Genomic DNA, 11,717 nt, shown 5'->3' with positions numbered 1-11,717 from the left:
ATGATAAGCTTAAAGCCAGCTATGAGGCTGCCGTAATTCTCGCTTGTGTCTTTATCTGGCTGCCGCTGATTTGAATTCTATACAGCCCCTATACTGCGAAATGCAAAAAATGTGTTGCAAATTATGTCAAAGTTGTTATGCTTGTATTCGAAGTATGAGTTTGGTAACGGATGTTACGCAATGGAGCAACAAAAACCTAAGTTTACATAGCAGTTACGTTTTTGATTCTAGCTATGTAAGTTCTGGTTTTTTTATCTTACGGTAATAGAACTTCGCCACACTTGTTTCTGACTAATCTCGGTAGCCAGTTACACATTATATCTTTGAGGATTTGTGACGATACCATTATGAGTACCAGCTAATAATAGCTCGCTCATTACTAAAATTGTAAAGTGGAGATACCCCATGAAAAAACTACTTTTAGCTACAGCAGTTGCTGCTCTATCTGTATCTGCAGCCAACGCAGCACCACAAATCTATGGTAAAGCATTCGTTACTGCTGACTACGTTAATGCTGATGACGTTATTGGTGATGATTCAAACTCGTTACAAATTAACTCAAACGCATCACGTTTAGGTTTTAAAGGCTCTGAAGCTATGACTGCCAACACTGATGTTGTGTATCAGTTAGAGTATGGCGTTGATATCGACGGTGAAGGTTCTCAAACTTTTAAAAGCCGTGATACTTTCTTGGGTTTAGCCAACAAAACTACTGGTGAGTTCCGCTTTGGTCGTAACACCTCTGTACTAGATTACGTAAACAACGTGACTGTTACTGAAGGCTTTTGGGATAACTTAGGCAGCAACACGCTTGCTGACGGTGGTGTTGTTGAAGCGCTAAATATGCAAAGCGATGAGCGTCAAGACAACTCAATCGTTTGGATTGCGCCAAAATATGCTGGCCTACCATTAGAGCTAGCACTACAGTACTCTGCTGACGAAAGCTTCGTTGAAGACAACGATGATCGTAACAACGGTTACGGTGCGTCATTGATGTTTGACCAAGGTACTGGCTACACTGCTGGTGTTGCTTATACTAAAGATATGGATGCTGGTGCCGGTGATGTTATCCGTGGTACTGCGACTGTTGATTTAGGTAAGTTCATCGCTGCACCAGTGATGCTAGGTGCTCTATATCAGCAAACTGATTATGACTTTGATGGCTCTGATAAAGAAAAAGGTCTAGTAGTAAGTGCTGAGATGGGTCTGGCTAACTTTGCTCGTCCAGCTTCTGTATACCTACAGTACAACAAAACTGATAACCTAGCTGGCTTGGAAGATTATGATTCTGACCAAATCGTCCTAGGTGGCAAGTACATGTATAAAGACAACATGATTGCTCATGCTTATATTGGTCAAAACTCAGCTGATTGGGAAGATAATGATGCTGATGTATTTGCAGTTGGTGGCGGTCTAGAATACTTATTCTAATCTAAGCATTAGAATTGTATTATAAAAAACTCATCCTTCGGGGTGGGTTTTTTTTGTTACGGCCTTTTTAATTGGGTAGTGGGCTATAATAGTGATGCGCTTATAACCGCTATACGCTAAAAACGGAATGTTTCAAAGAGTTTGTGCTTTTGCCCTATATTTTGTGCCGTATTTTTAGTAAAATCCTTCTTTACCAATTACCGACAGAGTACTATGACCAAGTTTATATTTGTGACCGGTGGGGTAGTGTCCTCACTAGGAAAAGGTATCACCGCCGCTTCTCTTGCTGCCGTCTTAGAAGCGCGTGGCGTAAACGTGACGATGACCAAAATGGATCCGTATATCAACGTCGATCCAGGGACGATGAGCCCGTTTCAGCATGGCGAAGTATTCGTCACTGAAGATGGCGCCGAGACTGATTTGGACTTGGGCTATTACGAGCGTTTTTTACGCCATTCAAAGATGAGTAAGAGCAATAACTTTACCAGTGGTCGTATTTATCAGAACGTCCTGAACAAAGAGCGTCGCGGCGAATATCTTGGTGGTACGGTGCAGGTGATTCCGCATATCACTGACGAAATCAAAAGCAAAATCATTGCTAGTGGCGAAGGCTACGATGTTGCCATCATCGAGATTGGTGGGACAGTGGGTGATATCGAGTCGTTACCGTTTATGGAAGCGGTGCGCCAAATGCAAGTAGAGCTAGGCCGTAATCGCGCCATGCTGATGCATTTAACACTGGTGCCTTATATTGCCAGCGCGGGTGAAACCAAAACCAAGCCTACCCAGCATTCGGTAAAAGAGCTACGTTCTATTGGTTTACAGCCAGATATTTTAATCTGCCGCTCTGATCATCACATCTCACAAGACAACCGCCGTAAGATTGCGCTATTCACCAATGTCGAAGAGCGTGCGGTCATCATGTGCGAAGATGCACAAAGTATCTATCAAATACCGCGTACCTTACATGAGCAAGATTTAGATGACTTAATCTGTGAGCGTTTCGGTCTTGATTTGCCAGAAGCAGATTTAAGCGATTGGGATAAGGTGGTCGAAGCGCAGCTAAACCCTGAAGCGACGGTGACAGTGGCGATGGTTGGCAAATACGTCGAGCTACCTGATGCCTATAAGTCTATCAACGAAGCATTGCTACACGCAGGTATCACTCATAAAGCGGATGTAAAAATTGATTATATCGATGCTGAGCTATTAGAGAGCGACGATAAGTTATTTGCCCGCCTGAGCGACGCCGATGCTATTTTGGTACCCGGTGGTTTCGGTGAGCGTGGCACGATGGGTAAAATGAAAGCCATTACCTATGCACGCGAAAAAAAGGTGCCGTATCTAGGTATTTGCTTAGGTATGCAGTTGGCAGTGATTGAATACGCGCGTAACGTGCTGCATATCGATGCCAACTCTTCTGAGTTCCATCGTACGGCGGCTGAACCTATCATTGGCTTGATTACCGAATGGTTAGATGAGCGCGGCGAATTACAGATTCGTAGTGACGATTCAGACCTTGGTGGCACCATGCGTTTAGGGGCCCAGCAAGCCGAATTGGTCGCTGGTAGTAAGCTTGCCCAAATCTATGGCGCAACCAATATTACTGAGCGTCATCGTCATCGTTATGAGATGAACAGTCGCTATATCGAGCCATTAGAGCAAGCTGGTATGATGGTTTCAGGGTATTCTGCCAAGCAGCATTTGGTAGAGTCGGTTGAGATTGCCGATCATCCTTGGTTCATCGCCGTACAGTTCCATCCAGAATTTACCAGCTCACCACGCGGTGGTCATCCACTGTTTAATAGCTTGGTAAAAGCCGCAAGAACTTATAGCGATAATAAATAAGCGTTAAGCTTAATGACGAACAAAACTTCAAAAAAGACTAATCTGCGGATTGGTCTTTTTTTTGGCTTTTTTATGATGATGTTTTGATTGTTGTGCAGTTAATATTATCGGTATAGTCGATTTACTATAAAAAATACAGTGCTACTGGGATAAGTTTTGCGCCGCCTTTGTCTGCGTAGGCACAGCAAGCAAGGAAAACTTATCCTAGGGCATGTCCTCAATCTGAACGAAAGCAACTAAATGGGTTAAAAACGGCTAAATCTTGCCAAACTGCGTCAAATAGCTGGCTAATATCTTGATATTATCTGTGCTACTTTCCTTGTTTGACAGCAGTTTATCTCATTTTTATCACCATTTTCAAAATGAGGACACGCCCTAGTAGCTCGCTATAATATTTGTGCTTATTTTATTGAGGATTGACTATAGGGTCTAATTACGCCCAATTACGCTTGGACACTTTTTTTCATCGGGCTATCGGTTACAATATGGGATAGACGTATTTATAACAACTATTCATACCAATTATTTATAACAATAACGAGGGCCAGCACTTCATGGAAAATTTATTAACGGCACAATCACATATTGAGCTTAATACCCCTAATAACAACACCATCAACATCGGCAACGATCAGCCGTTTGTGTTATTCGGTGGTATGAACGTCTTAGAGTCAAAAGAGATGGCGTTTGAAATTGCTGAGCAATATGTCGATATTTGCCAAAGGTTGGGTATTGACTATGTGTTTAAAGCTAGCTTTGATAAGGCCAATCGCTCAAGTCTACATTCGTATCGCGGCCCTGGATTAGAACAGGGTATCGATTGGCTTGGACAAATTAAAGAAAAGTTTAATGTGCCGATTATTACCGATGTGCATGAACCGTATCAAGCGGCACCGGTTGCTGAGGTTGCCGATATTATCCAACTGCCTGCTTTTTTATCGCGTCAGACGGATTTAGTCCATGCGATGGCCAAGACAGATGCCATTATTAATATTAAAAAGGCGCAGTTTTTAGCGCCACATGAGATGCGCCATATCGTTAATAAATGCCTTGAAGCAGGTAACGACAAGCTTATTCTTTGTGAGCGCGGCAGTGCCTTTGGTTATAATAACTTAGTCGTCGATATGCTGGGTTTTGATACCATGAAGCAGATGGATATTCCGGTGTTTTTTGATGTGACCCATAGTTTGCAGCAACCGGGTGCACGTAGCGACAGTGCTGGCGGACGCCGTGAGCAAATCACCACTCTGGCACGTGCAGGTATGGCGACCGGGTTGGCAGGGCTGTTTTTAGAGGCACATCCAAACCCAGAAACTGCTAAATGTGATGGGCCCTGTGCGCTGCGTATGAGCCAACTAGAACCATTTTTACGCCAGCTGAAGCAGATAGATGATTTGGTCAAAGGTTTTGAGGTATTGGATACGCAGTAATAACGTCAATGATGAGAGGATAAGACCATGGCAATTAAAATTGCGCAAGTAAGTATCGAAAATATCGATGATACCGAGGGGTTAGAAAGCGTGATGACAGCGCTGAAAAATATCACAGGCGTCACTGAAATTGAGCTAGATACTGATAACAGTATTGCGTTCATACGTTATGATGATACGCAAACGACCATTCATGCTTTTGTGGCGGCCATTAGTACGGTCGATTATGTCACCCAACCGTTTCCTATCGATGCCCCGCAAAATCCACGGTATGATGATTAATGGCAATACTTTGACAAACTGTACTTCTATAAAAAACACTTAAATAAAAACTGCTTTAATAAAGTTACAACCAAACGGACTTGTTGTTGACCTTGATTCGGCTTATGCTAGTTTCATACTGTATTTATAAGTATAGTTAATTTACTTTAAAACCGATACGAGTGCTACTGGAGTAAATTTTTCGCAGCCTCTGTCACGCTTGCGAACAGCAAGCAAGAAAAATTGATAACAGTAGCACGTGGTTGCTAACCTGCCAACGTATCAATTTTATTTAGAACTGCCTATATGTGTATAAAGACAATTATAAAAGCAGTGTATTCACCAATAAAAATAAGGAGCCTACCATGGCAAACCAAACCCGTATTATTAAAATCGATGGCATGACCTGTGGTGGCTGTGTGGCAAGTGTCCATACTGCTACTAGCGAAATCGATGGGGTAGAGACTATCTCTGTTGATCTGGCTGATAATTTAGCGACAGTAACCTTCGATGACAGCAAAACCAGTATAGAGGCAATTGCTGCTGCTATCGACGAGGCAGGCTTTGATGCCACCGTTGCAAACGCTTAATTGCTAATTGGGGTAAACGAAAAACCAGCTGCTATAGCTGGTTTTTTAGTGGCTGCGCTAAAGTAATGCTAAACTATGCGCATTTAACATTCATTATCATTATGTTTTTTAGTATAATAATTAAACCCTCTGTTATTTTTATGCGTGCTTTTTATATTTTATCCTATTTTACAAACGCCATATCGAGTTCTATCTATGAATGATTCTCTCCGTACCGATGCTCATAATCAGCAGCAAAACGCCTACGATGTTGAGACTGATATCCAGTCCAATACGTCGCTTGCACCCAAGCGTGCGCATTTGCAACTGGCGATTGAGGGGATGACATGTCAGGCCTGTGCATCACGAATCGAAAAGGTATTGAATAAAAAGCCTGCGATCTATGAAGTCAGTGTGAACTTCGCTGGTGAGACTGCCAACGTGGATTATGATCCGACGCAGACCACGCCTGAACAAGTGACAGAGTGGGTAAATAAAACAGGCTTTATTGCCAATTTGCAAGCGGCTGATAGTTTGTTTGCACAGACGGATGAAGATACGGCCACTCAGTACCCATGGCGCTTGATTGGTTTGTGGGTCTGTTTAGTGCCGTTCTTGGTTGGTATGGCAGGCATGCTGGTTGGTCAGGGTATGGCGTGGATGCCACCGGTTTGGATACAGTTTGTCCTAGCGACGATTGTACAGTTTGGGCTGGCATTGCCGTTTTATAAAAGCGCTTGGGCGTCTATCAAAGGCGGTCTTGCCAATATGGATGTATTGGTGGTCATTGGTACGGTGACCATTTGGGCGTATTCAACATATCTATGGCTGACACATGGCGACGGCACTTTGAATAGTCTATTGCAAAGTGGTCATGCTGGTGGTCACGGTATAGATGGCAGTCCTGCGGTATATTTTGAAGCAGGGGTGATGGTCATCGCTTTTGTGCGAACGGGTAAGTATCTTGAAGAGCGCACCAAAAAACACAGTCTCAACAGTATCGATTTATTATTGTCACTGACGCCTGATGAAGTCGAACAACAGCAGCCAAATGGTGACTTCCATAATGTCGCTTTACAAGAGGTACAAGTCGGCGATATCTTGCGTGCTAAGCAAGGCAGCCGCGTGGCAACCGATGGGATAGTTATCGATGGCAGCGGCTGGTGTGTAGAAAGCCATTTAACCGGCGAGTCGGTACCGCTTAAAAAAGAGCAGGGTGATGGGATATTGGCAGGGGCGTTGGTAGAAAACGGTAGCTTGCTCTACCGCGTACGCGCCAAAGGCAGTGATACCAAGCTGGGTGATATGGTACAAGCACTTAGCGATGCCCAAGGCTCAAAAGCCAATCTGGCGCGTCTGGCAGATAGGGTCACCGCTATTTTTGTGCCAGTAGTGGTGACGATTGCCTTGGTCACTTTTGGGCTGACGTGGTGGTTGACCGGTATGGTTGATACAGCATTAATGCACGCAGTATCGGTACTGGTGATTGCCTGTCCGTGTGCGCTTGGCTTGGCCACACCAGCCGCTATCATGGCAGGTATGGGGGTTGCTGCGCGTCATGGTGTCTGGTTTAAAGACGCGCAAAGCCTTGAAGCTGCTGGTAGTATTGATACGGTCGTACTCGATAAAACTGGCACATTGACCATTGGTAAGCCGACCATCGTCGATCAGGTGATGGTCGATAAATCACTTGCTGTTGACGATGTATTACAAATTGCCGCCAGTGTCGAAGCGCATGCCAGCCATCCGCTCGCCACTGCGCTTATTAATGCTGCTACCGATCGTCATTTGCCATTAATGAATGTGACTGATATCAGCGTCATCAAAGGCGCAGGTATTCAAGCAAACATCGAAGGGCTTGGACTGGTAAAAGTCGGCACCGCAGAGTTTGCTAATTTGACGCTGCCTAAGCTAATGCCAAAAGTATGGCAAATTGCCAGTACCGTTGCTATCAGTATTAATGATGAAGCTTTGGGTGCTTTCGCTTTAGCAGACGACTTAAAGGCAGATACCCCGCAGGCCATTACTGCGCTACAAGATGCTGGTATTAATGTCATTTTGATGAGTGGTGACAAACAATCAGTCGTTGACCATGTAGCAGGGCAGCTGGGTATCGCGCAAGCGTATGGTAAAATGAGCCCGCGTGACAAAGCCAGCCAAGTGGCTTTATTGCAAACGGCTGGTCATAAAGTGGCGATGGCAGGCGATGGTGTCAATGATGCGCCAGCGATGGCAACTGCAGATGCTAGCTTTGCGATGTTTGAAGGTACCGATGTCGCCCAGCACAGTGCGTCTGCACGCTTGATGGGTGAGTCATTGATGCATATTGATGCGGCGCAGAAAATCGCTAATGCGACGGTGCGTAATATTAAGCAAAACCTATTTTTTGCCTTTATCTATAATTGTTTAGGTATTCCGCTGGCAGCTTTTGGTTTCTTGAATCCTATGATTGCTGCTGCTGCTATGGCGCTTAGTTCTATTTCGGTATTAATGAATGCGTTACGCTTAACCCGATTTAAAACAAAGGTAGAGCTTGATAATACAGTATCGAACTCTAGGGCGTGTCCTCAAACTAAACAATAATACCTAAATGGGCTAAAAATGGCTAAATTTTGCCAAACATCGTCAAATAGTTGGCTAATATCCCGATATTATCTGCACTATTTTCCTTGTTTAACGGCAATTTAACTCATTTTTATCACCATTTTTAAAATGAGGACACGCCCTAGTAATAAAAGGCAACCACTCACAAAATCATAGGATTACTATCACTTTTGATATCATAGGCAATGAGACAGATAAATAATTATCAATATTGCTAATAGTGCATAGTTTTATGGCGGTAAGTTGCTGTAAGGTAAGGGCAGTTTGGCAAAATTTATGCTATGATGCCAAGCACTGTAGCCAACAGTTAAGGTACTAAAAAAACCTTTAATAATGCTTAAAAATAGCCGATTATATAAATAAATAAGGCTGTTTTTGGCGCATTGCTATACGATATTTTGTTTTATCTTTTTATATTCTAGTTGCCGTTATTTATCCCATAAACTTGGCATGACCAAAGGAATTAACAGACATTATGTACGCTGAAGAAACCAACAACGTCACCGCAATTAAAGACATTCGCGCTCGTGAGATTTTAGACTCGCGCGGTAACCCAACGATTGAAGCCGATGTTATCTTAGCTGATGGCACTATCGGACGCGCTGCAGTACCCAGTGGTGCATCAACCGGTTCACGCGAAGCCGTTGAGATACGTGATGGTGATCAAGATCGCTATATGGGCAAGGGCGTCAGAAAAGCAGTTGCCAATGTCAATAGCCAAATCCGTAGCGCTTTAATGGATAAAGATGTTAGTGAGCAGCAGAACATCGATGACACTATGATTGCGCTCGATGGCACGGACAACAAAGACAACCTTGGTGCCAATGCCATACTTGCGGTCTCACTTGCTGCAGCAAAAGCCGCGGCTAAGTCACAAAGTCTACCACTGCATCAATATATTGCTAATCTGCGTAATCAGACATCATTGACCATGCCTGTACCGATGATGAACATCTTAAACGGTGGCGAGCATGCAGATAACACCGTTGATATCCAAGAGTTTATGATTGAGCCGGTTGGTTTTACCAGCTTCTCAGAGGCGTTGCGTGCTGGTACTGAGATTTTCCACAGTTTAAAGTCAGTATTAAAATCTCAAGGTTTAAGCACCTCAGTCGGTGACGAAGGTGGTTTTGCACCAAACTTGCGTAGCAACGAAGAAGCCATCACCGTTATCATGCAAGCGATTGAGCAAGTCGGTTATAAAGCAGGCGAAGATATTCACCTAGCCTTAGATTGCGCGGCTACTGAGTTTTACAAAGATGGTAAATATATCTTGGCAGGCGAAGGCAATAAAGCTTTTGATAGCCAAGGATTTTCAGACTATCTAGTTGGATTGGCGCGTCAATATCCGATTATCTCTATTGAAGACGGTCTTGATGAATCAGATTGGGATGGTTGGAAATATTTAACTGAGCAAATCGGTGATAAAGTCCAATTGGTTGGTGATGATTTGTTTGTAACCAATCCTGTTATCCTGCAAGAAGGTATTGATAAGCATATTGCCAATGCTATTTTGATTAAGTTTAATCAAATCGGCACATTGTCTGAAACGCTAGATGCGATTTATCTAGCGAAGAAAAATGGCTATGCAACCATTATCTCGCATCGCTCAGGCGAAACCGAAGACAGCACCATTGCTGATTTAGCCGTGGGTACAGCGGCTGGTCAAATCAAAACTGGCTCGCTATGCCGTTCAGACCGTGTCGCAAAATACAATCAGCTACTACGTATCGAGCAGCAAGTACGTGCCAGCTATCGTGGCCGTGAAGAGTTTATCGGTCTACGTGGTTAATAATCGGGGCTGATAACCAATGCTAGGCGATAGGTGGTTTTAAGTATCGTCTAGCAATATTTATTGGTTTTATTCCATTGTTTCTATATCGTTTGGCGCTATCCTTTTATGAAATACTTTAGCCAATTTATACTACTTGCTTTAGCCGTTGCGGTACTTTTAGGACTGCAATACCAGTATTGGCTGGGTGAAAATGGTCGGTTTGAACATAGTAAGCTGATGACTGAAGTCGAAGAGCAACAGCGCTTGAATGACAATCAAGTCTCGGCAAATAAATTATTACGTACGGACGTAAATGATTTAAAAACGGGTCTTGAGGCCGTAGAAGAACATGCGCGTTTAGATTTAGGTCTAATTAAGCCAAATGAGACTTTTGTACAAGTATCAACGGCACCGACGACACATAGTCGCTATTAATTTTTATTAGCATCAGCGTTTATGATTAATCGTTTTGTTTGTCTTTTGAATGTCACATTTCTATCAAAATATACTTCCTTCTTATCTTATCAGCATACAGTGGATCCATAATATAGTGGAGTCGCTTTAAAAACGATACCGTGCTACGGCTATAGTTTTTCTTGCTTGCTGTTCGCAGGCGTGACAGATTCTGCGAAAAATTTATAGCCGTAGCACGTCATTACCATCGTATCGCTTTTATTTCAAACTGACTATACTATGCTACGAACACTGCCTTAAGAGCATTACTCTATGCACAGCACCCCTAATATATATGCCATGATTGTCGCTGCTGGCCGCGGTAGTCGCTTTGGCGCGTCTATTGCCAAGCAATACACCAAGATTGGAGAGCAGACATTGCTACAGCACAGCGTGGCGCGGCTCGCTGCTAGTGCTTATATTGATAAATGCCTATTGGTGGTAGCAGCAGATGACAGTACTGCACAGGCATTGAGTTTTGCCTTGCCTATCTATTATGCTATGGGCGGTGCTGAACGCTGGCAGTCTGTGCAGGCAGGGGTAGAGGCTATTAGCAATGTAGGTGCTGATGATGCAGATTTAGTCTTAATACACGATGCCGCGCGTCCTGCTGTGCCCAGCCATGATATTGATGCAGTGATTCAAGCCGCCATGTTAGAGCCTTACGGCGCTATATTAGCGACCCCAGTTGCTGATACTCTCAAACAGTCTTATAAGCACTCTAAAGCGCCATACGAGCGTCTGAATGACTCTTTAAGCGTCGATGAGGACATTTCCAACGCTTATATCGAACAAACGATTGAGCGCAATAACATATGGCAAGCTCAAACGCCGCAAGTATTTCGACTTGGTCAATTGAGGCAAGTGTTAGAGTATGTCGCTGCGCATAATCTTGCTATTACTGATGAAGCCAGTGCTTTTGAACACTTAGAGTTGCCCGTTCGTCTAGTGACTGGCAGTCGCCAAAACATTAAGCTCACCTATCCTGATGATGCCATACTACTCACCGCCATTCTTGCTGCACAATCGTAATCTTACTGACTATAGCGAATAACCTCCCACCAGATTGATGCTTATCCAAATTCTCATAAGTTTGTATTCTTTCATTCATTGCGATCTCCGGTCAGCGATTTATTGTGTAATTCGCATCTGAACATATTTTGAATTTCAGAGTTCAATGTTTCTAATATTATCGTTCAGCATTCGTAAGTCATTATTTAATATAAACATATATTGCTTTGATGACCAAACTAGCCTATGATGTAACTAACTTAATACAATTAATATAAAAGTTTACAAAATCAATAATATAACAAGCCGATATGTTGTTTTTAAACGTCTTGTTTC

9 protein-coding genes are annotated in these 11,717 nt (G+C 43.3%); all 9 read left to right on the top strand.

Annotated elements, in window-relative coordinates; genetic code table 11:
• The first annotated feature begins 405 nt into the window (after window positions 1-405).
• Complete coding sequence (locus tag EI161_RS03245) at window positions 406-1,431, top strand: porin (protein ID WP_192528993.1); 1,026 nt, start codon at window positions 406-408, stop codon at window positions 1,429-1,431.
• Between the two features lie 213 nt (window positions 1,432-1,644).
• On the top strand, window positions 1,645-3,279 hold the full coding sequence (locus EI161_RS03240) for a CTP synthase (RefSeq protein ID WP_192528992.1): 1,635 nt from the start codon (window positions 1,645-1,647) through the stop codon (window positions 3,277-3,279).
• A 554-nt stretch (window positions 3,280-3,833) separates the two neighbouring features.
• Window positions 3,834-4,709, top strand: a complete 876-nt coding sequence (gene kdsA, locus EI161_RS03235) for a 3-deoxy-8-phosphooctulonate synthase (protein WP_192528991.1) — start codon at window positions 3,834-3,836, stop codon at window positions 4,707-4,709.
• 27 nt (window positions 4,710-4,736) lie between these two features.
• A complete protein-coding gene (locus EI161_RS03230) occupies window positions 4,737-4,991 on the top strand; it encodes a cation transporter (protein ID WP_192522842.1) in 255 nt (84 codons plus the stop codon).
• A gap of 344 nt (window positions 4,992-5,335) precedes the next feature.
• A complete protein-coding gene (locus EI161_RS03225) occupies window positions 5,336-5,560 on the top strand; it encodes a heavy-metal-associated domain-containing protein (protein WP_192522843.1) in 225 nt (74 codons plus the stop codon).
• A gap of 195 nt (window positions 5,561-5,755) precedes the next feature.
• Entirely contained in the window at window positions 5,756-8,122 is a 2,367-nt protein-coding gene (locus tag EI161_RS03220) for a heavy metal translocating P-type ATPase (RefSeq protein ID WP_192528990.1), read from the top strand.
• A 496-nt stretch (window positions 8,123-8,618) separates the two neighbouring features.
• Window positions 8,619-9,935: a phosphopyruvate hydratase gene (gene eno / locus EI161_RS03215; RefSeq protein WP_192528989.1), complete on the top strand. Its 1,317-nt coding sequence runs from the start codon at window positions 8,619-8,621 to the stop codon at window positions 9,933-9,935.
• 108 nt (window positions 9,936-10,043) lie between these two features.
• Window positions 10,044-10,352, top strand: a complete 309-nt coding sequence (locus EI161_RS03210) for an FtsB family cell division protein (protein ID WP_192522846.1) — start codon at window positions 10,044-10,046, stop codon at window positions 10,350-10,352.
• Between the two features lie 291 nt (window positions 10,353-10,643).
• A complete protein-coding gene (ispD, locus tag EI161_RS03205; protein WP_192528988.1) occupies window positions 10,644-11,402 on the top strand; it encodes a 2-C-methyl-D-erythritol 4-phosphate cytidylyltransferase in 759 nt (252 codons plus the stop codon).
• Window positions 11,403-11,717: the final 315 nt, after the last annotated feature.

Origin of the sequence: Psychrobacter sp. FME5 (genome assembly GCF_014861375.1) — a bacterium.
In the GTDB taxonomy this organism is placed as follows: Bacteria; Pseudomonadota; Gammaproteobacteria; order Pseudomonadales; family Moraxellaceae; genus Psychrobacter.
The sequence above is the reverse complement of the archived record's forward strand: the minus strand, read 5'-3'. Positions and strand labels throughout refer to the sequence as shown.